Origin of the sequence: Cupriavidus necator (assembly GCF_040578825.1) — a bacterium.
Taxonomy (GTDB): domain Bacteria; phylum Pseudomonadota; class Gammaproteobacteria; order Burkholderiales; family Burkholderiaceae; genus Cupriavidus; species Cupriavidus necator_E.
Window position 1 is genome coordinate 1 of record NZ_JBEFLI010000059.1, and the last position, 22,828, is coordinate 22,828.

Annotated in this window: 21 protein-coding genes; 12 read left to right on the plus strand and 9 right to left on the minus strand. The window is 68.7% G+C overall.

Annotation, left to right across the window (positions count from 1 at the left end; translation table 11 throughout):
* From AB1I47_RS24550 to AB1I47_RS24585, 8 genes are all read left to right on the plus strand, one after another.
* Nucleotides 1–1,422, plus strand: a 1,422-nt coding sequence (locus AB1I47_RS24550) for a spermidine synthase (protein ID WP_354686313.1), incomplete at its 5' end; no start/stop codon positions are given.
* Complete coding sequence (locus tag AB1I47_RS24555; protein WP_354686314.1) at nucleotides 1,419–2,396, plus strand: AAA family ATPase; 978 nt, start codon at nucleotides 1,419–1,421, stop codon at nucleotides 2,394–2,396. The genes AB1I47_RS24550 and AB1I47_RS24555, both read left to right, overlap by 4 nt.
* A gap of 19 nt (nucleotides 2,397–2,415) precedes the next feature.
* A complete protein-coding gene (locus AB1I47_RS24560) occupies nucleotides 2,416–3,438 on the plus strand; it encodes a DUF58 domain-containing protein (RefSeq protein ID WP_354686315.1) in 1,023 nt (340 codons plus the stop codon).
* 11 nt (nucleotides 3,439–3,449) lie between these two features.
* Nucleotides 3,450–3,980, plus strand: a complete 531-nt coding sequence (locus tag AB1I47_RS24565; protein WP_354686316.1) for a DUF4381 domain-containing protein — start codon at nucleotides 3,450–3,452, stop codon at nucleotides 3,978–3,980.
* Nucleotides 3,967–4,998 (plus strand): vWA domain-containing protein, encoded by a 1,032-nt coding sequence (locus tag AB1I47_RS24570; RefSeq protein ID WP_354686317.1) that lies wholly within the window; start codon nucleotides 3,967–3,969, stop codon nucleotides 4,996–4,998. Before AB1I47_RS24565 ends, AB1I47_RS24570 begins: the two co-directional genes overlap by 14 nt.
* Complete coding sequence (locus AB1I47_RS24575; RefSeq protein ID WP_354686318.1) at nucleotides 4,998–6,632, plus strand: VWA domain-containing protein; 1,635 nt, start codon at nucleotides 4,998–5,000, stop codon at nucleotides 6,630–6,632. The genes AB1I47_RS24570 and AB1I47_RS24575 overlap by 1 nt, the downstream gene beginning before the upstream one ends.
* Entirely contained in the window at nucleotides 6,629–7,990 is a 1,362-nt protein-coding gene (locus tag AB1I47_RS24580; RefSeq protein WP_354686319.1) for a BatD family protein, read from the plus strand. Before AB1I47_RS24575 ends, AB1I47_RS24580 begins: the two co-directional genes overlap by 4 nt.
* A 137-nt stretch (nucleotides 7,991–8,127) precedes the next feature.
* The gene (locus AB1I47_RS24585; RefSeq protein WP_354686320.1) at nucleotides 8,128–8,571 is read left to right on the plus strand and encodes a thioesterase family protein; all 444 of its coding nucleotides are present in this window, start codon (nucleotides 8,128–8,130) and stop codon (nucleotides 8,569–8,571) included.
* A gap of 46 nt (nucleotides 8,572–8,617) precedes the next feature.
* On the opposite strand, the gene AB1I47_RS24590 is transcribed toward AB1I47_RS24585, so the two are convergent.
* Both AB1I47_RS24590 and AB1I47_RS24595 read right to left on the minus strand, forming a co-directional pair.
* On the minus strand, nucleotides 8,618–9,517 hold the full coding sequence (locus tag AB1I47_RS24590; RefSeq protein ID WP_354686321.1) for a recombination-associated protein RdgC: 900 nt from the start codon (nucleotides 9,515–9,517) through the stop codon (nucleotides 8,618–8,620).
* A gap of 119 nt (nucleotides 9,518–9,636) precedes the next feature.
* A complete protein-coding gene (locus AB1I47_RS24595; RefSeq protein ID WP_354686322.1) occupies nucleotides 9,637–10,218 on the minus strand; it encodes a BPSL1445 family SYLF domain-containing lipoprotein in 582 nt (193 codons plus the stop codon).
* 229 nt (nucleotides 10,219–10,447) lie between these two features.
* On the opposite strand from AB1I47_RS24595, the gene AB1I47_RS24600 reads away from it, so the two are divergent.
* Nucleotides 10,448–10,864 carry a hypothetical protein gene (locus AB1I47_RS24600; RefSeq protein WP_354686323.1) on the plus strand — a complete coding sequence of 139 codons (417 nt, stop codon included), beginning with the start codon at nucleotides 10,448–10,450 and terminating at the stop codon, nucleotides 10,862–10,864.
* 16 nt (nucleotides 10,865–10,880) lie between these two features.
* On the opposite strand, the gene AB1I47_RS24605 is transcribed toward AB1I47_RS24600, so the two are convergent.
* Both AB1I47_RS24605 and AB1I47_RS24610 read right to left on the minus strand, forming a co-directional pair.
* On the minus strand, nucleotides 10,881–11,714 hold the full coding sequence (locus AB1I47_RS24605; RefSeq protein ID WP_354686324.1) for an aldo/keto reductase: 834 nt from the start codon (nucleotides 11,712–11,714) through the stop codon (nucleotides 10,881–10,883).
* A 141-nt stretch (nucleotides 11,715–11,855) separates the two neighbouring features.
* On the minus strand, nucleotides 11,856–12,248 hold the full coding sequence (locus AB1I47_RS24610) for a tautomerase family protein (protein WP_354686325.1): 393 nt from the start codon (nucleotides 12,246–12,248) through the stop codon (nucleotides 11,856–11,858).
* 127 nt (nucleotides 12,249–12,375) lie between these two features.
* Between AB1I47_RS24610 and AB1I47_RS24615 the strand changes: the two genes are divergently transcribed.
* Nucleotides 12,376–13,257: a LysR family transcriptional regulator gene (locus AB1I47_RS24615; RefSeq protein WP_354686326.1), complete on the plus strand. Its 882-nt coding sequence runs from the start codon at nucleotides 12,376–12,378 to the stop codon at nucleotides 13,255–13,257.
* Between the two features lie 178 nt (nucleotides 13,258–13,435).
* The gene (locus AB1I47_RS24620; RefSeq protein ID WP_354686327.1) at nucleotides 13,436–15,574 is read left to right on the plus strand and encodes a TonB-dependent receptor; all 2,139 of its coding nucleotides are present in this window, start codon (nucleotides 13,436–13,438) and stop codon (nucleotides 15,572–15,574) included.
* A 296-nt stretch (nucleotides 15,575–15,870) separates the two neighbouring features.
* Here AB1I47_RS24620 and AB1I47_RS24625 read toward each other — a convergent pair whose 3' ends face one another.
* Complete coding sequence (locus tag AB1I47_RS24625) at nucleotides 15,871–16,344, minus strand: DUF2147 domain-containing protein (protein WP_354686328.1); 474 nt, start codon at nucleotides 16,342–16,344, stop codon at nucleotides 15,871–15,873.
* Between the two features lie 1,635 nt (nucleotides 16,345–17,979).
* Here AB1I47_RS24625 and AB1I47_RS24630 point away from each other — a divergent pair.
* Complete coding sequence (locus AB1I47_RS24630) at nucleotides 17,980–18,543, plus strand: histone H1-like repetitive region-containing protein (RefSeq protein ID WP_354686329.1); 564 nt, start codon at nucleotides 17,980–17,982, stop codon at nucleotides 18,541–18,543.
* A gap of 235 nt (nucleotides 18,544–18,778) precedes the next feature.
* On the opposite strand, the gene AB1I47_RS24635 is transcribed toward AB1I47_RS24630, so the two are convergent.
* From AB1I47_RS24635 to AB1I47_RS24650, 4 genes are all read right to left on the minus strand, one after another.
* Nucleotides 18,779–19,246 carry an outer membrane lipoprotein gene (locus AB1I47_RS24635; RefSeq protein ID WP_354686330.1) on the minus strand — a complete coding sequence of 156 codons (468 nt, stop codon included), beginning with the start codon at nucleotides 19,244–19,246 and terminating at the stop codon, nucleotides 18,779–18,781.
* Nucleotides 19,247–19,283: 37 nt separating this feature from the next.
* Nucleotides 19,284–20,231: a carbohydrate kinase family protein gene (locus AB1I47_RS24640; protein ID WP_354686331.1), complete on the minus strand. Its 948-nt coding sequence runs from the start codon at nucleotides 20,229–20,231 to the stop codon at nucleotides 19,284–19,286.
* A gap of 142 nt (nucleotides 20,232–20,373) precedes the next feature.
* Entirely contained in the window at nucleotides 20,374–20,874 is a 501-nt protein-coding gene (tpx, locus tag AB1I47_RS24645; RefSeq protein ID WP_354686332.1) for a thiol peroxidase, read from the minus strand.
* Between the two features lie 121 nt (nucleotides 20,875–20,995).
* Nucleotides 20,996–22,822, minus strand: a complete 1,827-nt coding sequence (locus AB1I47_RS24650) for a DUF3426 domain-containing protein (protein WP_354686333.1) — start codon at nucleotides 22,820–22,822, stop codon at nucleotides 20,996–20,998.
* Nucleotides 22,823–22,828: the final 6 nt, after the last annotated feature.

Consider the following 22,828-nt stretch of genomic DNA (forward strand, 5'->3'; position numbering starts at 1 on the left):
AGCCGACGGGTGGGCGCGGGGGTGGGCGGCGTGGTGGCACTCAATACGCTGGGCGGCATCGCCGGCACGGCACTGGCGGGGTTTGTGCTGGTGCCGCGCATTGGGCTGGTGCACACGCTGTCGCTGCTGGCGGTGGCGGCGGGCGTGGTGGGCGTGGTGGCGGTGGCGCTGGGCAGCGGGGTGCGCCCCGCGGCGCGCTGGGCGGTGCCGATGGTCTGCGTGCTGGCGGTGGTGGCCGCGGCGCTGGCGCCGGCGGACCGCCTCGCCACGCTGCTGGCGCGAGCGCGCGGCGGCGAGCTGGTGTTCTACGAAGAGGGCCGTGGCGCCACCGTCGCGGTGGTGGAACAGAGCTCGGCCACCAACCGCTTCCGCCGCCTCTATATCCAGGGCGTTTCCAATTCCGGCGATGCCATGACGTCGCTGCGCTATATGCGGCTGCAGGCACTGCTGCCGCTGATCGTGCATGGCGGCACGCCGAAGTCCGTGCTGGTGATCGGGCTCGGCACGGGCATCACGGCGGGCGCCACGCTGGCGTATCCGGAACTGAACCTGCGCGTGGTGGCCGAACTGCTGCCGCCGGTGGCGCGCGCGGTGCCGAAGTTCGAAGGCAACTTCGGTGTGGCGACCGACAAGCGCGTGGAAATCCGCCTGCGCGACGGACGGCGCGAACTGTTGCAGAGCGCGCAGCGCTACGACCTGATCACGCTGGAGCCGCCGCCTCCCTCCGCGGCTGGCGTGGTCAGCCTGTACTCGACCGATTTCTACCGGCTGGCGGCCGCCCGGCTGCAGCCTGGCGGGCTGGTGGCGCAGTGGCTGCCGCTGCCGACGCAGAACGACGAAGACACCCGCATGCTGGTGCGCAGCTTCCTCGATATCTTCCCGCACGCCATGCTGTGGACCACCGAGCTGCACGAGATGATGCTGGTTGGCTCGCTGGCGCCGATGGAACTGGATGTCGCACGCATCCGCGCGCGCTTCGAACCGCCCGAGGTCGCCGCCGCGCTGCAGGCCGTGGGCGTGCGCTCGGCGCAAGCGCTGCTGGCCACCTGGGTTACCGACCGTGCCGGCCTGGACTGGTATGCCGCCGACGCACCACCCGTGACCGACAACCGGCCGCGCATCGAATACGCCGGCTGGGTGCGCAAGGAAGCGTTCCCGCAGACGCTGTCGAAGCTGCTGTCGCTGCAGGGTGAGCCGCCACTGACCGGCGCCGACGATGCCTTGTGGCGCGAAATCCGGCACGAGCGCGACGTGCTGCACACCTTCTACCGCGCCGGCCTCGACGCCTACCGCGGCGACCGCGAAGCCTGGGCCAGCGAAATCGCGCAGGTGATGCGCGCGGACCCGGACAATCCCTACTACGCGTGGTTCTTCGGCGGCCGCGCTGCCCCCCGCAGGAACCTGCAGAGGTACCTGCCATGAGCGCCCGCGACGACGTGCTGGCCCTGCAGCAGCGCATGGGCGAATCCATCGTCGGTCAGCAACGGATGATCGAACGCCTGCTGCTCGGATTGCTGGCCGATGGCCACCTGCTGGTGGAAGGCCTGCCGGGGCTGGCCAAGACCCGTGCCATCAAGATGCTGGCGCGCAACCTCGACGCGCGCCTGTCGCGCATCCAGTTCACGCCTGACCTGCTGCCGGCGGACATCACCGGCTCGGAGCTGTATTACACCGAAGGCGGCAAGGGCGAGTTCCGCTTCCAGCCCGGGCCGGTCTTTGCCAATTTGGTGCTGGCCGACGAGGTCAACCGCTCGCCCGCCAAGGTTCAGGCCGCGCTGCTTGAAGCGATGGAAGAGCGCCAGGTGACCGTGGGCGGCACCACGCACAAGCTCGAGCCGCTGTTCCTGGTGATGGCCACACAGAATCCGATCGAGCAGGAGGGCACCTATCCGCTGCCCGAAGCGCAGATGGACCGCTTTCTGATGCATGTCCGCGTCGGCTACCCGGAGGCCGACGCGGAGGCCGAGATCGTGCGGCTCGCGCGCGCGGAAGAGGCGGGCGGCGGCGCCGCGGGCAGCGCCGCGCAAACGATCCGGCTCGCGCCCGAGGCGATCTTCAGCGCGCGCGGCGAGATCCATGCGGTCCATGTCAGCGATGCGGTGGCGCGCTATGTGGTGGCGCTGGTGCAGGCCACGCGCGCACCCAGGCCGGTCGACGACGATCTCGACCAGTGGATCCAGGTGGGCGTCAGTCCGCGCGGCTCGATCGGGCTGGACAAGGTGGCGCGCGCCCACGCCTGGCTGCACGGGCGCGACTTCGTCACGCCGGCAGACGTGCAGGCAGTGGTGCATGACGTATTCCGCCACCGGCTGATCCTGTCGTACGAGGCGCATGCGGCCGGCATCGGCGCCGATGCCGTGATCGATCGCCTGGTGCAGCAGGTGGCGGTAGCCTGATCCCACGCGAGGCAAGACCATGCGCCCGCCGTTCCGCGCCCTGGCCCGCACCGCCGCCCCCGCGGCGCATGTGCGGGCCTCTGCAGCGACGCCCGGCGTCAGCGTCGACGCCGCCGCGCTGGCGGCGCTGGAGGTGACGGCGCGCGAATTCCATTTCCTGCCGCGCCAGCCGGTGCACAGCGTACTGGCCGGGCGCCACGCCTCGCGCGTGCGCGGGCGCGGGCTGACCTTCGAGGAGCTGCGCCTGTACCTGCCCGGCGACGATATCCGCAGCATGGACTGGCGCGTCACCGCGCGCACCGGCAAGCCGCACGTGCGTGTCTACACCGAGGAGAAGGACCGGCCGGTGCTGCTGGTAGTGGACCAGCGCATCAATATGTTCTTCGGCAGCCGGCGCGCGATGAAGTCCGTCGCGGCGGCAGAGGCGGCAGCACTCGTCGCGTGGCGCGTGCTGGCGGAAGGCGACCGCATCGGCGGCGTGGTGGTCGGCGACGCCGGCAGCGAGACCTTCATCCCGCGCCACAGCCGCCAGGCGGTGCAGAAGCTGCTGGGCGGCATTGCGCGCTTCAACCGGGGCCTGCGCGCCGATGCGCCGGCGCGGCGCGCCGCCGGGCAGTTGAATGCCGCACTGGAGCATGCCGCGCGCGAGGCTCGCCATGACTGCCTGGTGATCGTCATCAGCGACTTCGACGGCCACGACGCCCGCACGCGCGCCCTGATGCTGGCGCTGGGCGCGCGCAACGACGTGCTGACCATGCTGGTCCACGATCCTTTCCTGAGCGAGCTGCCGGAGTCGGGTCAGCTCGTGGTCAGCGATGGCGAGTTGCAGGTGGAGCTTGGCTTCGGCCAGGCCGCGGTGCGGCGCAGCATCGCCGAATTCGCCGATGCGCACGGCAAGGCGCTGCTCGACTGGCACCACGCGATGGGCGTGCCGCTGCTGCCGCTGTCGGCCGCGGAGGACACGGCGCTGCAGCTGCGCCGGCTGCTGGGCAGCCCGTTGCAGCAGGCGCCGGTGCGCCGGCGCGGTGGCGTGGCGCGATGAGCGTGACCCTGATGAGCCTCACCCCAGGCACCGCACCGGTATCGCTGGCGCAGCTCGCCGACGTGGCGCTGCCGGCGCCGCCGTCGTGGGCGCCGCAAACCATCGGCTGGCCCGTGACGGGCGCCTTGCTGCTGGCCGCGCTGGTGTGGGCCGGCTGGCGCGCGTGGCGGCGTTACCGCGCCAACCGCTACCGGCGCGAGGCGCTGTCCGAGTTGGCACTGCTGCAGCGGCATCTGGGCGATACGGGCACGGATCCCGCGCTGAGGGCGGCGGCGCTGCGTGCGCTCGCCATGCTGCTCAAGCGCGCCGCGCTGGCGGCATGGCCGCGCGCGCAGGTGGCCAGCCTGGCCGGCGCGGAGTGGGCCGCTTTCCTGCAGGCGCATGCCGGCAAGGCCCACGATGCCGCGCCGCTGCTTGCCGCGCTGGTGCAGGACGCCGAGTACCGCGGCGACGCGGTGCTGGCGCAATGGCCCGACGCGCAGGTACAGGCCGTCGCCGGCGCCTGCCGGCGCTGGATCGCGGGGCATCATGTACCAGTTTGAGTACCCGTGGCTCTTCGCGCTGCTGCCGCTGCCGTTGCTGCTGTGGTGGTGGCTGCCGCCGTACCGCGAGGAAAGCGCGTCGGTGCGGCTGCCGTTCTTCGGCGAGGTGGCCAGCGCTGCCGGCCTGACGCCCGCGGCCGGCGCCGTGGTGCCGCGCACCAACCGGCTGCAGCGCGCACTGGCGCCGCTGGCATGGGCGCTGGTGGTGACGGCCCTGGCGCGGCCGCAGTTCCTGGAGGCGCCGGCGCAGAAGGTGCAGCCGGCGCGCGACCTGCTGATCGCGCTGGACCTGTCGCAGTCGATGGACACGCGCGACTTCCGTGATCCCTCCGGCGCGCCGATCCCGCGTGTGCAGGCGGTGCGCCAGGTGGTCAGCGGCTTCGTGGCGAAGCGTCCCGGCGACCGAATCGGCCTGCTGGTGTTCGGCGATGCGCCGTATCCGCTGGCGCCGTTCACGCTCGACCACCGGCTGGTGCAGACGCTGATCGACGGGCTGCTGCCGGGCATGGCCGGGCCGAGCACGGCGCTGGGCGATGCCATCGGCCTGGGCATCAAAATGTTCGATCACAGCAAGGCACCGCAGAAGGTGCTGATCGTGCTGACCGACGGGAACGACACCGCCAGCCGCATGCCGCCGGAGCGCGCCGCCGGCATCGCCCGGGAGAGGGCGGTGGTGGTGCATACCATCGGCATCGGCGACCCCAATGCCGCGGGCGAGCAGAAGGTCGACCTGGACGTGCTGCAGCGCATTGCCGCGCAGACCGGCGGGCGTTATTTCTTCGGCGCGGACCAGGCCGGGCTGGAGACCATCTACGCGACGCTGGACCGCATCACGCCGCACAACCACAAGACGCTGTCATGGCGGCCGCGGCGCGAGCTGTTTATGTGGCCGCTGGGCGCGGCGGTGGCGATCGTGCTGGTCTATCAACTGCTGATGGCGAGCGATGCGGCGTGGCTGTCGCGCGCGCGCCACCGCGATGCCGGGCCGCTCGGAATGGCGGATGGAGCGGCACGCTGATGCAGGCCATTGCCGACGCGCTCTCGCACTTCCACTTCCTGCGCCCGTGGTGGCTGCTGGTGCTGGCGGCGGCAGCGTTGCTGGTGTGGGCGGTGCGGCGCCGCGGCGACGTGCGCTGGCGCTGGCGCAGGACCATCGCGCCGCATCTGCTCGACGCACTGATGGTCGGCGAGCGCCGCCGGTTGAAGCTGCGCCCGGTGCACCTGACCGCACTGTTGCTGGCGCTGGGCGCGATCGCGCTGGCCGGGCCGAGCTGGCGCCAGGAACGGCCGCCCTTCCTCGATGACAAGGCGCCGCTGGCGATCGCGGTCGACCTGTCGCGCACCATGGATGCGGTGGACGTCACGCCCACCCGGCTGGAGCGCGCCAAGCTCAAGATCAAGGCGCTGCTGGCGCGCCGCGACGGCGGCGGCACCGCGATCTACGCCTATGCCGGCTCCGCCCACCTGGTACTGCCGCTGACCGACGACAACAACCTGCTGCAGACCTTTGTCGATGCGCTGCAGACCCGCATCGTGCCGGCGGCGGGGCGCGACATGGCGCGGGCGCTGCGCATCATCGACGCCGACCTGGCGCATGAGCCGGTGCCGGGCACCATCCTGTTCCTGACCGATGCCGTCGATCCCGCCGCGGTGGCGGCATTTCGTGCACAAGCGGGCAGCGGCCGCAGCCAGCCGGTGGTGCTGGGCATCGGCACGGAGCAGGGCGGGCCGCTGCGCGCAGCCGAGGGCGGCTTTGTCGAACAGGACGGGGCACGCGTGTTTGCGCGGCTCGACGTGGCCGCGTTCCGGCGCTTCGGCGACGACAGCGGCGTGCCGGTCGCGGCCTTCACCCCCGGCAGCGACGACGATGTGGCATGGGTGCAGCGCCATGTGCAGTCACACCTCGAACGGATGCAGGCCGGCAACCGCACGCGCTGGAAGGACGAGGGCTGGTGGCTGATGCCGCCGATCGCGCTGCTGGCCGCGCTGTGGTTCCGCAAGGGCTGGACGGTGCGATGGATCGCCGCGTTGCTGCTGGCGGTGGCGCTGGCGGCGCCGCCAGCGCGCCTGCATGCGCAGCAGCCCTCCGACGCGGCCCGCCCGTGGCGCTTAGCCGACCTGTGGCTGACGCACGACCAGCAGGGCCGCCGCGCCTTCGAGCAGGGCGATTTTGCGCGCGCGGCCACGCTGTTCGACGACCCGATGTGGCGCGGCATCGCCCAATACCGCGCCGGCCAGTATGGGCAGGCAGTGCAGAGCTTTGCGCTGCTCGATTCGCCGCAGGCCGACTTCAACCAGGGCAATGCGCTGGCGCGGCAGGGGCAGTACCGGGAGGCGGCCGGGCGCTACCGGCAGGCGCTGAAGCGGCAGCCGCAATGGCCCGCGGCGACGGCCAACCTGGCGTTGATGGAGAAGCTGCTCGCCCAGCAGAAGCCGAAGGACACGCAGGACCCCGACGACCAGGAAGACCCCCCTGACGTGCCGCCGGACGAGATCAGGTACGACGCCTCGAAGCCGCCGGAGCAGGGCGGCCGGTCGATGCGGGTTGGCGTGACGCAGGATGCGGAAATATGGATGCGCGCCATCCAGACCACGCCGACCGACCTGCTGCAACGCAAGTTCGCGCTGCAGCGTGGGGAGGGGCAGCGGTGAGCTTGCGTGCTGCTGCGCTGCTGGCGCTGCTGGCCATCCTGCTGCTGGCGCCGCCGGCACGCGCGGCCGAAGCCATCGTGCGGGTGGAGATCTCCGCGAAGCAGCCGGTGCTGGTGGGCCAGCAGGTCGGCATCGACGTGACCATCCTCGCGCCCAATTTCTTTATGTCGGCGCCGGATTTCCCCGCGCTGCAGGTGCCGGGTGCCGTTGTCACGATGCCCGACGCGCGCGCGCTGAATACCACTGAAACCATCGACGGGGTCACCTACGCCGGCATCCGCAAGACCTATGCCTTTACCGCCGAGCAGGACGGCGATTTCCGGTTGCCGGCGGCGACGGTGCGCGTCACCTACGCCGGCGACGACGGCGCGCCGCGCCAGGGGAGCGTCACCTTCCCGCCCACGTCGATCCGTGCTGGCAAGGGCGGGGCCTTATCAACCGGTGCAGGGACCGATGTCGCTAGGACACTGCTGCCGGTAGCGCGGCTGGTGGTCACGCAGGCTCTCGACCACGACCCTGAGCGCGGTGCCGTACGGCTGCATGCCGGCGATGCGCTGGTGCGCACCGTCACTACCTTCGCGCCGCAGACGCAGGCCATGATGATCCACCCGCCGCACGCGCAGGCGCCGCACAGCGTGCGCGTGTTCCGTGCCGATCCCAGGCTGTCTGACCACGCCCGGGGCGCGCCCGGGCCGGGCGGCACACGCGTGGATACCTACACCTATGTGTTCGAGCGCACCGGCACCTACACGCTGCCGCCGGTGACGGTGGACTGGTTCGACCCTGCCACGCGCCAGCCCGCGCGTTCCGAGGCGCCCGCGGTCAAGGTGGTGGTGGCAGCCGCGCGCGATAGCGGGGCGCTGGCGCCGGGCGGTTCGGCGCCAGCGCTGCCGGGGGAGGGCAGCCTGCCGTGGCGGACGTTGCTGTGGGCGGGGATGGGGGTGCTGGTGCTGCTGGCAGCGGCGCTGCTGTGGTGGCGGTTGCGGCCCGCCGTCGCGCGCTTGCGGCAGCGGCTGGCCGAACATCGGCGTGCCCGCGCCACAGGCGCGAACGCAAAGTTCATGGCCGTGCTGAATGCCTGCCAGGCCGGCGATGCCGCGGCGGCCTACGGGGCGCTGGCCGCATGGACGCGCACCGCGCACGACGCCGCACCGGCGGCATGGGCGCAAAGCGTTGGCGATGCGCAACTGGCGCAGGCCGTGGCAGGGCTGGAACAGCGCCTGTATGGGGCCACGCGCACGACGGCGGCAGCGTGGGATGGCAGGCCGCTCGCCGCTTCTCTGCGCCGTCACGCCACGCCGGTGTGGGCGCAGCGGCATCGGCATCGGGCAGCGGCCCTGCCTCCGCTCAACCCCTGACCACTCCGGCCGGCAACCGAACCGGCGCATCCTTTATGATGGGCGCCGCGCCGGCATCCGGGCCTGCGGCTCTATATGCGCCTGCCAGCCCCGTCCCCCGCCGTGCGGCGTCCGATCCATCTCGCTTTTGCTGTGCCATGGCCCGCCTCAAACTCGACCTGCCTGCCGACCAGTTCTGCTACGCCACGCACCTGACGGTGCGCGTGACCGATATCAACTCGGCTAACCACCTTGCCAACGATTCGATGATCTCGATGATCTCCGAGGCGCGGGCGCGTTTTCTGTTTGAATTCGGCAGCGAGGACGTGCGGCAGGAGGGCGTCGGCATCATCGTCACCGATTTGGCGACGATGTACCGCAACGAGGCGCATGCGCGCGACCAGCTCCAGTTCGAAGTCGGCGTGATGGACTTCAACAAGTACGGCGGCGACATCATTTTCCGCATCACGCGGCCGGCCGACGGCGCGTTGATCGCGATGGCCAAATCAGGCTTTGTGTTCTTCGACTACGTGCACAAGAAGGTCGTGCCGATGCCGCAGGGGTTTGCGGGGCGCTTTCCCAAGGTGAACTGGATCCAGTGAGGACAGCGCGCGCCGGACCCCGGCGCGCGCCATCGGTCCCATCGCTTCAGGCCTTGCGTTCCCCGCCAAGCGCCTCGGTCAGGTCACCAAGCATGGCGGACAATTCGCCGGCCATCATCGTGAAATCGGCGTCAAAGCGCTCGTCTTCGTCATGCGCGGTGCCATCGGCCTGCTCCTTGATGACATCCAGCGGCGCCACTTTCTTGACCACCAGCCCATCGGTCAGCACGAACGAGACGCGGTCGTTCCACGTCATCGCCAGCCGCGTGCAGCGCTTGCCGCCGGCGATATGGCGGCGCAGGTCCTCGGGATCGAGCGGGTGGCGCACATAGCGCACGGTGGCCTTGCTTTCGCTGCCGGACTGCAGCTCGATTTCCTGGTCGACGGTGAAGCCGGACGGCGCGGCATCGCCGGACAGCCAGTCGGTCATGGCGGCCACCGGGGACTGGTTGACGTGCAGGTTGATCAGCGGCAGCGGGTCGAGCGCCTTGAACAGCATGCCGCGCACTTCATCGGCCTTGGCGGCCGCGGAGGCGTCAATGGCAAGCCAGCCGTTGTCCGAGTCGATCCACACGCGGGTGTCGCGGCGGATGCTGAAGGCGCGCGGCAGCAGTTCCTCGGTGACCTGCTCCTTCAGTTCCTTCAGCTGCTTGCGGCCCGGCTTGTAGCCTTGCTGTTCCTCGATCTCGGCGGCGCGGGCGCGCGTGACCTGGTTGACCACGGTGGTCGGCAGCAGCTTCTTCTCGGTGCGCAGCGTCAGCAGCATCTGGCGGCCGACGGTATGGACGAGCTGGCCGTTGTCACGCGGCGAGGCCCAGCCCTGCGTCTGCATTTCCAGGCTGGTGCCGGGGAAGAAGGCGTGCTTCGCCAGGCTGGCTTCGACCTCGTCGGCGCCGAGCGACCACGGTGCGGAGAAACGATGGACCTGCAGGTTCTTGAACCACATGAGAATTCGGCCAAAGGGACGAATTCTATCCCCTCGCGGCGCCGGGCCGCGAAAATCGCCCTGACAGCGGTTGCCGCACGGCGGTCCGGCCATGCGGCGACCGGCTCAAAGCCGGGACCTTACAGGTCCAGCTTCGAGATCTTGCTGCCCTCGAAGCTCAGGCCTGCCATCAGGCCCGCATTGGTCAGCACGAAGCCGACAATGGGCTGCTGTGCGGTATTGGTGTCGAGTACGCCGCTGGCGCCGACTTTCGCCACCGCAACGGTGGCGTCCACCCCGGCGGTCCATCCCTCGCTGCGCAAGAACTTCTCATACGCTTCCTGCGTCAGGAACATCAGGATCACCGACTTGGACTGCGCGCCGATCTGCCAGCCTACCGAGCCGGAGATCAGGCGGTAGTAGCCGCGCGTGGCGCCGCCTGAGCGCAGCGCGCCGTCGCCGTACTCACCGCCGACGATAAGGCCGGCCTGCAAGGTCCTGGGAAACACCAGGATGCCGCGCGCACGGTTGGCGAGATCTCGCGAGCCGTTAACCGAGCCGTACAGGCGCTGCAGGGTTGCGTCGACGCCCGAGTCCAGCTCGCGCCGGCGCGCGGCCTTGTCGCTGGGGGGCGCGTCGGGCTTGGTGGTAGTGCAGGCACCCACTGCCACGCTGCCGAGGGCCAGGCCGGCGCTGGCCGAAAGGAAGGTTCGACGTTTCATCTTATCTCCTGTGGGTGTTGTTGGCGTCTCTGAAGCATAGGCGCGGGAAGCACTCGCTGAAATGGCAGCTTGTCCTACACACGTATCTATTTGTGAGGAAGATGGTGTCGCAACGCGATATATGGCATGGGATGGCAGCAACATGGCCGGAATTGAAGAAAGTTGCGGCGTGTACTGCCCATTGTAAAAAAAGCGGGAACCCCACCGTCGCAGGGCTGTCGATGGCTGCATGAAAAAGATCCTGACCGCCCTGCCGCTGGCCTTCCTGGCCGCGTGCGCCTCCCATCCTTCGGGTTCCTCCAACGATGCTGCCGGTACCTCGGCGGCCGCCAGCGCCGACACCAGCGGCTGGCAGGCACTGCGTGCCAAGTACATGGATTGCGTCAAGCAGAAGGCCGACGACAACCTGGCGGCCAAGGGCCAGTCGAAGGACGTGGCCAACGCCGCGCTGGCCGCGTGCCAGTCGGATCTGGACGCCATGCACGACTCCTTCCGCACCTACCTCGATGGGCAAATGTCGTCGTCGCACGGCAAGAACAGCGCGCGCCAGGCGGCGGCGCGCGTGACGACCGACACCAAGGAGAAGGCGCGTGCCTACCTGGTGCGCTACGTCGAGCGCGAGCGTTACGCGGCCCGCCTGCCCTGAGGCAGGCGCCAGCGCGTCATAGCATCTCCAGCGCGCCCGGCCCGTCGGGCGGCGGGAAGATGCGGTCGAGTTCGGCCAGCTGATCCGCCGTTAACGGATGCGACAGCGCGCCCAGGTTCTCCTGCAGCCGTTCCCGCCGGCCGGTCTTGGGGATGGCGATCACGCCGTCCTGCGCCAGCAGCCACGCCAGCGCGGCCTGCGCCGGCGTCATGCCGTGGTCGCGCGCAAAGCGCTTCAGGCCCGGGTTGCCCAGCAAGCGTGACTGCTCGATCGGCGAATAGGCCATCACCGGCACGCCGCGCTGGCGCAGCCACGGCAGCAGGTCCCACTCGATGCCGCGGCGGCTCAGGTTGTACAGGAGCTGGTTGACGGCAAGCCGGTCGCCGCCCGGCACCTCCCACAATTCCTCCAGGTCGGCCAGGTCCAGGTTGCTGACGCCCCAATGCCGGATCTTGCCGTCGCGCTGCAGCGCCTGCATGGCCTGCACCGTCTCTTCCAGCGGCACGCCGCCGCGCCAGTGCAATAAATAGAGGTCGATGCGGTCGGTACGCAGCCGTTTCAGGCTGCGCTCGCACGCCTGCACGGTGCCACGCCGGCTGGCGTTGAAGGGATAGACCTTGCTGACGAGAAAGGCCTCGTCGCGGCGCCCCGCGATGGCCTCGCCGATCATCTCCTCGGACTGGCCCTCGCCATACATCTCGGCGGTATCGATCAGGCGCAGGCCCAGGTCCAGGCCGAGGCGCAGCGTGGCGATCTCCTCGGCGCGCGCGGCGCGCGACTCGCCCATGTTCCAGGTTCCCATGCCGAGCGCCGGGACGCGCTCGCCGTCGGGCAGGGTGACTTGTTTCATGTGTTGGCTTCCAGGGTTGCCGGGTTGGGTGGCCGGGGGGCCGGCATCCCACCACACTAGTTAACAACACCTGAAATGTACAAGCTGCGCGCGCCGGCAGCGCTATGTTGGCTGACGCCGGCGCGCAGGAGACGCGCGGCTTCAGGCGTGCTGGTGCCGGTATTCCTGCGTGCGCCCGCCATAGCCGTACGCGGCGGCGCGGGCGTCGATCACATGCACATAAGAGACCGGATGCAGGTTGCCCAGGAGCTCGGACATGGCCTTGAACACGGCCTCGATGAACTGCGCCTTCTCGGCCTTGGTGTTGGTTTCGTCGGTCACGCTGATGTCCAGGTGGAAGGCGTTGCGGCCCTGCCCGGACAGCGGCTCGTCTGCGATGATCCAGCTGACGTGCGGGATGTACTGCACCGTGATGGCGATCACGTCGCGCTTCTTGCCGAGCACGCGCTCGGTGATGTCGGCGACCGCGGCGGCGCTGCGGCGGGTCAGGGCAGCATCTGGCTGGCCGGAGAGATGCAGGACGATGTGGGGCATGGCTTGGCTCCTGTAGCAAGGGGTCGGTGATGCCATGGTAGGTGCCGGTGTAATATCGGAAAAGCGGGATTATTCGATACGATCCATCGGATAAACCGAAGTAACATCGCCCTTGCCGGAGACTGCCATGCGTGGATTCGAAACCGACCAGTTGCGCACCTTTGTCACCGTGGCCGACAGCGGCAGCCTGTCGGCGGCGGCGCCCCGTCTGTTCCTGTCGCAGTCATCGGTCAGCGAGCAGTTGCGCAAGCTGGAGGAGCGCGCCGGCGTGCCGCTGCTGTCGCGCGGCCGGCACGGTGCGGTGCCGACGCCCGCCGGGGGGCGGCTGCTGGAGCATGCGCGCCGCATCCTGGCGCTGAACGAACTGGCGCTGCAGGAATTGCGCGGCCACGCGCTGGAAGGCGACCTGCGGCTGGCGGTGACCGATTACTTCCGCCCCGGCGAGATCGCCGGCATGCTGCGGCGGCTGCGCGAGCGCTATCCCTACCTGCGCCTGCACGTGACTGTGATGAAGAGCGCGGCGATCGACGCCGCCGCGGAGATGGATGCCTTCGATATCGGCCTGAGCATGCGGCTGCCCGGCGCGAAAGGCCGCAGCGGGCAGGGCGCACGCGGCACGGTGCTGCGGCGCGAGCCGCTGGCCTGGGTCGCCGCCCCCGCCGAAGCCGAGCTGCTGCCGGCCACGCTGCCGCTGGTGCTGTTGCCCGATACCTGCTCGCTGCACCAGTTCGTGGTCCAGCTGCTGCTGCGCAAGCGGCTGCCGTTCGAGGTCGCGCATTCGGCATCGGGAGTGGCGGGGCTGCATCTGGCGCTGGCGGCGGGGCTGGGCCTGTCGTGCCTGAACGCGTCGGCGGTGGGGCCGGGCGTGGCGCCGCTGGACGCCGCCACCGTTGCCCGGCTGCGGCTGCCACGCCTGCCCGAGGCGGAGTTCTTCCTGCTGCCCGGCAAGCGCGGCGAGTCGGCGTTTATTGCCGAAGCACGCGACGCACTGGCGGGGCAACTGGCCTGACCACCGCCGCATCGCGCACCAAATGTGTGCCGCGCGGCTCGGATAGTTGTGAAAACAACACCAGGCGTTCGCGTAATGCGAATTGTTCTTAATCTCGTTGACCCTCTCATTCCCTGTCGCTGATAATGCGTCGCTTTTTAAAAAATTATTACGAGCGATTACAGGAAAAGTCAGGAAAATGAGAATAAAACTTCACCCAATTTGTGCTGCGGTGGCGGGGAGCGTCGTGTTTCAACCGATGGCAGCGTGGGCCCAGGCCGCGCCAGGCACTTCGGCGCAGTTGCCGGAGGTCACCGTCAAGGCCGATGCCAGTCGTGAGCTTGGCGCCGGCTATAACCCGCCCAATGCGGTCAGCGCGACGAAGACCGAGGCGCCGCTGCGCGACATCCCGCAGACGGTCAACGTGGTCACTGCCGAGGTGATGCGCGACCAGCACGCGACCTCGATGCAGGATGCGCTGAAGAACGTGCCGGGCGTGGCGTTCTCGCACGGCGACGGCCAGCGCGACCAGGTAACGATCCGCGGCTTCACGGCGATCGCAGACCAGTTCGTCGACGGCATCCGCGATGACGCGCTGTACTTCCGCGACATGTCCAACGTCGACCGAGTCGAGGTGATCAAGGGCCCGGCAGCGGTGCTGTATGGCCGCGGCTCTGCGGGCGGCCTGATCAACCGCGTGACCAAGAAGCCTGGCATCGACGTCACCGACTTCGCGCTCAGCTACGGCATGTGGGCCGACCGCCGCGCCGAGGCCGACGTCGGCCGCGTGTTCGCCGACGGCGCCGCCGCGTTCCGCATCACCGGCGCAGTGCAGAAGGCCAACAGCTACCGCTCGCAGCAGTTCCTGGACCGCTCGGCGATCGCGCCGTCGCTGGAGCTGCGCGTGGCGCCCGAGACCACCGTGCTGCTGCAGGCCGACTACCTCGAAGACCGGCGCGTTACCGACTTCGGCATCCCGGCCTTCCGCGGCCGCCCGGTCGACGTGCCGGCCTCGCGCTACTACGGCGCGGCCAATGCGCGCGACGCCGACTACTCGCAGTCACGCGTATTCTCCGGCACCGCCACGATCAACCACCGCTTCAATGAGAACTGGTCGATCCGCAATGCGACGCGCTACTACCACTACTCGCTGGACCGCAACAACACGCTGACCAACACCGTCAACGAAGCGGCGCGCACGCTGACCATGAACCACGGCAATGTCCGCCGCGAGGAGCATGGCTGGTTCAACCAGACCGACCTGACGCAGAAGGCTTCGTTCCTGGGCATGCAGCATGAGCTGCTGTACGGCATGGAGATCGGGCAGCAGAACAAGGACCAGGTCAACAACACCAGGCCGGTGCTGGGCGCCGACGGCCGCACCGCGGTGTTCGACCTGTTCAACCCGGTGCTGCTGACGCTGCCGCGCCAGGCGCCGGGCACGCCGGGCACCTCCAACCTCGGCGTCTTCGACACCCTGGCGTTCTACACCCAGGACATGATCACTCTCAGCGAGCAGTGGAAGGCGCTGGTGGGCGTGCGCTATGACAACTTCCAGCAGGAGACCAGGAACCGTATCGCCGGCCAGCGTAGCTTGTCGCGCACCGACACCGCATGGAGCCCACGCGCCGGCCTGGTGTGGCAGCCATCGAAGGCGCAGTCGTACTACTTGTCGTGGAGCAAGTCGTTCCAGCCTTCAGGCGAGGCGTTTGCGCTGGCGGCGAACAATGCTGACCTGGCGCCTGAGTCCACCCGGAACACCGAAGTCGGGGCCAAGTACGACTGGTTGGGCGGCAAGGCTAGCACCACGATCTCGCTGTTCCGCCTCGAGCGCAGCAATATGAAGGTGTCGAATGCCGCGGGTACTGCCCTGCTGCCGATCGGCACGCAGCGCACCGACGGCGCCGAGCTGAGCGCGGCCGCTGAGCTGCCGCAAGGCTGGCGCGTGCTGGCCGGCTACGCCTACCTCGATGCCCGGGTGATCAACTCCACCCAGATCGATGCCGGCCAGCCGGTGCAGGGCAAGCGCGCCACGCTGACGCCGATGCACAGCGGCAATGTCTGGCTGACCAAGGATCTCGGTCACGGCTTTGGCATTGGCGCCGGCCTGAATCTGGTCGGCAAGCGCTTTGCCAATCCGGGCAACACTGTGACGCTGCCCGGTTATATCACCGCTGACGCCATGGCCTGGTACCGCCGCGGCGCGTTCGAGGCGCAGCTCAACGTGTACAACCTGTTCGACAAGGGGTACATCGTCTCGGCACACGGCACGAACGCCAACCTGAACATGCCGGGCGCTCCGCGCAGCGTGATGGCGACACTGCGGTATCGGATGTAAAGCGCAGCATCGTGGACAGGAAACCGGGCGGTTGGATAACCGCCCGGTTTTTTTTGCCGCTAGCTTTTCTTATACCGCTGGTTTGCTCCCTCTCCCGCGCGCGGGAGAGGGGAACGTTCACCAGGGTTCGTGGCAAGAGATTCAGCTTGCGGGTAGCAGGACTCAGGCAATGCACCGAGGGTGCCAGAACAAGTCCATCAATCCGCACTCATCATTGCATTGCGCGACCCGCCACTTTCGGCATGCAACAGCGCGCCTGCGGAGAAACCCTGAGTTCCTGCGCCGCAAAGCATCCGTCAATGCTCGCGCTGCCAGGTCTGGGTGCGGCCGATCAGGCTGATGCCGATGAAGCCGCGCACGTTGAGCTTGTTGCCGTCCTCGGTCAGCGACATCTTGCTCTTGTAGACCTTGCCGTTCTCGGGGTCGAGGATCTCGCCGCCGCTCCACTCGTTGTCGCCGGTCTTGCGCAGCCCGGACAGGATGGTCATGCCGATGAGGGGCTGGTCCTTGCGCGCGTCGGTGCACTTGTCGCATACGCGCGCCTTGCCCTCGCCGTCGACGAAGGTCTTCACCAGCCGTCCGCTGTAGACGCCGTTCTTCTCGGTGATCTCCACCAGCCCGCGCGGCTTGCCGGTGTTGTCGTCGATGGTCTTCCACATGCCGCTGGGCGTGGACTGCGCCATTGCCGCAGCGCTGCCCAGCAGGGTGGCGGCGAGCACCGCGGCACGCAGCAGCGGTCGGGCGGTGGCAAGGTTAGGGTGATGACGCATGATGTCTCCTTTAAGGTTCGTGGCCACCGGCAGTAAGCCGGTGCGGTGCGCCGCGCGGCGGTGGCAGCAATCGATCGAAGCGAGTCCGCGAAGCGGCCGGCGCGCACGCCAATCTACTGGCGCGGGCGCCTCGCGGCAATCCGCGGCCAGGCTGCGGTGCTATCTGCGCCAGCCCGTGCCGCTACCCGCAAAGCCGCTTGCAGGCTCGCTTTGCGGGTTATTGTGTTGCAGCAATTGGGGCCGCGGCGAAGGCGCTGAAGCAATCCTCTAAGCGGATGTACGAAGGCGCGCCCGGCCGCTCGCGGCACGCGCGCGCCACCTCGCATCAGCATGCGCAACCGTGCGAACAGGGAACGATTCGGACAGCCTTCGGTCTGCCTCGCGAAGCGATCGAGCTGGTCGATGCGACGGTGGCGATGGTGCCGGCGATGGTGTGCTGCCACACATCGCCAAGGTGTTGCCACAATGCTTCGCGCGCGTCGTCGCCGCGTCGTCAGTGCATGGGACCTTTGCTCTATCGCAACGCTTCGGATGCGTTCGCGCTGTTGCTTCGATGCAAACCGTTGCGTTCTCGCATCACTCTCGCGCAGCGTGTCGCGCGACGACCCTGCGCAGCGATGCCGAGGCTGTGCTTCATGGCGGCGATCGCGCGCGCCGGCGACTGTGTAAGCCATGCAGACGAGATGCAGCGCGGGGTGTCGCGCGTGATGGCACGCTTCCGTCCGAGCACCTCGCCAGCCATCGCGCGTGCATCGGTGCATCGCCCGCAAAGCCTTTGTCCATGCGGTTTTGCGCAAGACGAGGGAGCACGCGCCACGACGCGCGGGCGGTGCTGCGACGCGCGTCGCGCGGCTTGTAATCGGTGTCGCGCGGGTGTGTAAAAGCTGCGTGCCCGGCGTGTGTGAAGGTGTGTCGCGACGCGTGTGCGAGACAGCGAAAGTCATGTCGTCGCATGCGTGCGTGCGATGCATCGCGATGCCATCGGCAACCTCTTCGTGACGCTGCGCGTGAGAACTACTTCTAGCGATGCATGCAGGCAAGTTTTTTTGCACTTTTTTCTTAACATCATGGTGCAAACGAATTATGATTCGCCTTGACAAGAGTCTCACTTCATTGCAGCGAAGCAGGAAGAGCAAGATGGAACGACAAGCGCGATGCGCGCTTCGATGCAGTGACGAAGGTAGTAGCTTAGGAGTACGAGAACTTTGACGCAGACCAGGCCGGACCGGCTTCTTAAAACGCGTGCAGTCTCCCTGGGTCCAGTAACGGGTTGGGCCAGCTACCACCGAATGATGAATGCCGCCTGCCGTGCGCGAGGCCATGCCCGCACCGCAGGCCTGCGGTCCGATATCTCCTCATTAATGGCCGCGCGCCGGCTCAACGGGCGGCGCGGGCTGATCGAATATTCCAGGGCGCGGCACGTGCCCGAGACCCGCTTGGGGGCTCGCACCTGCCGCCTAGTCATCGCCAGGGGCGGTGCACCTGCAACCGAATTCATTAGCGTGCAGCCGCACATGCGCCGCGCGCCGATGAATCGCTCGCTCGACTGGGGCCGCGCTGCTGTATCGCGCCTCGGGTCGGTCGGGTCGCCAACTTAGGTCATTCGATATTCACTCTCTAGTGAAGGAGTTATCCATGGCAACTGCTGCAAAGAAGAAGCCGGCGGCTAAGAAGGCCGCCGCCAAAAAGGCCGCCCCGGCCAAGAAGGCCGCCACCAAGAAGGTAGCCGCCAAGAAGGCAGCACCGGCCGCCAAGAAGGCCGCAACCAAGAAGGTAGCCGCCAAGAAGGCACCGGCCGCCAAGAAGGCCGCAACCAAGAAGGTCGCCGCCAAGAAGGCACCGGCAGCCAAGAAGGCCGCAACCAAGAAGGTCGCCGCCAAGAAGGCACCGGCAGCCAAGAAAGCTGCAACCAGGAAGGTAGCCGCCAAGAAGGCACCGGCAGCCAAGAAGGCCGCCACCAAGAAGGTAGCCGCCAAGAAGGCACCGGCAGCCAAGAAGGCCGCCACCAAGAAGGTAGCCGCCAAGAAGGCACCGGCCAAGAAGGCTGCCGCCAAGAAGGCTCCGGCCAAGAAGGCTGCCGGCAAGAAGGCTGCCGCTGGCAAGCCTGCCGCTGCCCCTGCCGTGGCGCCCACTTCGGCTGCCAAGACCGCGCTGAACCCGGCTGCTGCCTGGCCGTTCCCGACGGGCAACCGTCCGTAAGCTGCGCCGCTACGGCGTGGACCTTACGCGTTCCGCAAGGAACCACACCGGCACGCAGCGCGTGCCAGCATGACCGGATACGCGGTATCCGGTCCGCAAGACGCCAGTCTTGCAGACCCGCCGATGGCATTTGCCCGGCGGGTTTTTTCATGGGCGCTGGCAGCAAAAGAAAAAGCGCCGCGACCCCTCGGGGTGCGGCGCTTTCGATGCGCCTTGCAGCGGCCCTGCGGGGCGTTCAGTGCGTGACGCGGGTCACGCCGCCCGATGACAGCAGGCGCACGCGCTCGCCGGGGCGGAAGGCCTCGTCGGCCTCCTGCGTGATCGCGCGCATCTCGCCGTTGTCCAGGCGCACGGTGATCTCCAGGCCGCGGCGCTGGTTGATCTTGTTCTCCGCCGCGCTGCCGACGATGCCGCCCAGCACCGCGCCGAGGATGCCGGCCGCCACCGCGCCGTTGCCGCCGCCGATGGTGCTGCCCGCGGCGACGCCGCCGATGGCGCCGCCAGCCAGCGTGCCGGCGCCGCTCTGGTTGCCCTGGATGGTGACCTCGCGCACGCCCTCGACCACGCCGTAGCGCACGGTCTGTTCACGTTGCGCCTGGCCCGTGCCGTAGACGCTGTTGGAGTTGGATTGCGTGGCGCAGCCGGCGACCAGGGTGGCGATGGCCAGGACGGCAACGGCGCCGCCACGGAGCTTGTTGTTCATTGTCAGTTCCCGAAAAGAGCCACGCGCTGGCCGCAGGTCAGGCGTAGCGGTACCCGAATGCAGACTGGAACCGGTTGCCGATTTCCTCGCGCGACAACCAGTGATTCTGCGGACCTTGCTGCGCGATCTTGACCGACCCCATCAGCGATGCCAGGCGGCCGGTCGTTTCCCAGTCTAAACCGTTTTCAATGCCGTAGAGGAGGCCGCCGCGGAAGGCGTCGCCGCAGCCGGTCGGGTCCACGATGCGCTCGGCCACGACGGCCGGGATCGCGTACTGGCGACCGTCGGCAAAGATGCTGGCGCCGCGCTCGCCGTGCGTGACGACGAACGCACGGACCTTGGCGGCCACCTCGGCGCTGGTCCACGCGGTGCGCGACAGCAGGACCTGCGCCTCGTAGTCATTGACTGTGACGTAACTGGCGAGTTCAACGAACTCCCGCAGGTCCTCGCCGTTGAACAGGGGCATCGCCTGACCGAGGTCAAAGATGAACGGCACGCCGGCTTCGGCGAACTGGCGCGCGTGGTGCAGCATGCCTTCGCGGCTGTCCGGCGCGACAATGCCAAGGCTCGGCGAGCTGGCGCCGCCGAGCGCATCCTTGACGTTGTTGACCTGCGACTGGCTCATTGCGCCAGGGTGGAAGGCGGTGATCTGGTTGTTGTCCAGGTCGGTGGTGATCATCGCCTGCGCGGTGAAGGTCTCCGGCAGCACGCGGATGTGCCCGGTCGGGATCTCCAGCTTGCGCAGGTAGTCCAGGTACGGCTCGGCATCGGTGCCGACGGTGGCCATTACCACCGGATCGCCGCCCAGCATCTTCAGCGTGTAGGCGATATTGCCGGCGCAGCCGCCGAACTCGCGGCGCATGCCGGGCACCAGGAACGAGACGTTCAGCATGTGGATCTGGTCCGGCAGGATGTGTTCGCGGAAGCGTCCGTCGAACGTCATGATGGTGTCGTAGGCGACGGAGCCGCAGATCAGGCTGGCCATGCTCTCTCCAGGTGGGTGTCGGTAAGTGGGTGGTCCCTTGCGGGAAGGCTACTGCGAAAGTGGCAAGAAAAAAACAGCGAGCACAAAGCAGCAGCGGCCGCCCCGGAGTCCGCGGGCGGCCGCTGCCGTCAGGTGGCGCGGATTACTTCAGCGCGGCCAGGGCGGCGTCGTAGTCCGGCTCGGTCTTGATTTCCGGCACGAGCTGGGCGTACTTGACGGTGTCGTTCTCGTCGAGCACTACCACCGCGCGCGCGGTCACGCCGGCGAGCGGGCCGCTCTTGATGTCGACACCGTAGTTGGCCTTGAACTCGGCGCCGCGCATCGTCGACAGCGGGACGACGTTGGCCAGGCCTTCGGTGGTGCAGAAGCGGCCCATCGCGAACGGCAGGTCGGCGGAGATCGTCAGCACCACGGTGTTGGCGAGGCCGCTGGCGGCTTCGTTGAACCTGCGGGCCGACGCCTGGCACACCGGCGTGTCCAGGCTCGGGACGATGTTCAGCACCTTGCGCTTGCCGGCGAAGTCGGCCAGCGTGACATCCTTCAGGTCCTTGCCGACCAGCGAGAACGCGGGCGCCTTGTCGCCGGCCTGGGGGAACTTGCCTGCGACTTCGATCGGGTTGCCGCCGAGGGTGACGTTGCTCATGTCTGCTCCTTGATATCTGGATGGTTTCCGGTTCAGTTTCCGGCGCCTGGCCGGTCACTGCCCCGGTAGGGGGCGCGGCCTGCTACCGGACTCGGATTTGGTCCGGCGGCGGGCCAGGAATTCAGGGATAAAAGATCAGCACGCGGTAGTTGGCTGGCGCCTGCTGCGTCCGGAATCGTACCCGAACCGGCAGTTCCATGCCCGCGCGAAGACCCTGCTCGGCAAAGGCCTTCTGCGTGGGCTCGAGATAATCCGCCGGTTGCAGCACCCGGCGCAGCAGCAGCTGATCCTGCAGGTCGGTCATCACCAGCTCGATCGCCGGCAGCACGGTGCTGGCGCGGCCCTGGTTGCGCAGCGTCACCGCCAGCAGGTAGGTGTCGCCGGTCTCGTCCTGGCGCTGCAGCTGCGAGGTCTCGATGCGCAGCGCGTCGATATCGCGCCAGGGCGGCACCTCGCAGCCCAGCGGCGCGCAGACGGCCTCGAGCGCGGGGCGCAGCATCGGGAAGCGGCCGGCGAGCTGGCTGCGCCCGAGGTACACCGCCTGCGCCGCGGCGCACAGGGCCAGCACCACCGCGGCCACGTGCCACAGGTAGCGCGGCACGCCGGGGCCGCGGCGCTGCTGGCGTTCCCGCTCACGCTCGCGCTCGTGCGCCTGACGCAGGAAGTCGGGAGCGAATACCGGGCCGGCCGGCGCTTCGGTACGCGCCCAGCGGCGCGTGGTCTGCTCGCGTGCGACGGCGCCGCCGGTGGCGCTGAAGGGCTCGTCGCCAAAGTTGGTGCCAAGGCTCGGTGCGCCGGTGATCTGGTCGACGTCGGTGCCGGTGCGATCGTCTGCGCTGTCGTTGCCGGTTGCGATCGTTGGCGCGGGGGCCGCCTTCGCTTCAGGCTGCCGCGCAGGCGGCACCGGCCCGGCATCGGCCGACGCCGCGCGCAGGAATTCGCTGGCGCTGGGGATCACGGCGCTTGGGATCACTGCGGGCGGGACGGGCGGAACGGCCGCTGGTTGGTCCGCCGTGGTGTCTTTCAGTGCGGGCGCCGGCGGCTTCGGCTCGCCCGGTACCGGCATTTCGAGCGCGACATGGTTGAGTGCCGGCCATGCGGGCGTGGGAACCGGCGGCGCTGGCGGGCCTTCGATTGGCAGCGCGATGACAGGGCTTGCCGGTGTTGCTGCTGTCTCGGGCTTGATTCCGGAGTCAGTCTCGGGTTCGGGTCGGGCTTCGGCGGATTCGGCTTCGGCTTCGGCTTCGGCTTCGGCTTCGGCTTCGGCTTCGGCTTCGGCTTCGGCTTCGGCTTCGGCTGCGGCTGCGGCTGCGGCTGCGGCTGCGGCTGCGGCTGCGGCTTCGGCTTCGGCTTCGGCTGCGGCTGCGGCTGCGGCTTCAGGCTCGGCTTCTCGCCCGGCTGGCGCTGCTGCCGCCGCTCGCGGCTGCGCCGCCTCGCGCGCATCGCGGTGCGCGACGGCTTCGTTGGCTTCGCGTACCGCGCGCTCGATCTCGTCGTCGTCCATGCCGGCCGGCGCCGGCACATCGGCGGATGCGTCGCTCTCGTCCGGCGACATGAACATGGTCGGCGCATCCAGCGCCGGCACGTCATAGCCGGGATCGATGGTGGGTTTGAACGGCGTGGCGGGCGGGGAGGGCGGCTGCAGTCTGGCCGCGGCCGGTACCGGTGCGGCAGGCGCGGAAGCCCCGGACGAAGCGGACGAAGCGGACGAAGCGGACGAAGCGGTCGAAGCGGTCGATGACGGGGTGCGGGCCGCAGGCGTCGCTGCAGCCGCCGGCGCGGCACTGCCGGCCGGCAACGGAATCTCGATCAGGTGTTCGCGCGCGTCGAACACCGTTTCGCACTGGCCGCAGCGCACCAGTCCCTGGCGCAGCCGCAACTGGTCGGCCACCAGCCGGAAGGCGGTGCGACAGGCCGGGCAGCGCGTGACTAGCTTGACGGCGGCCATCGGGAT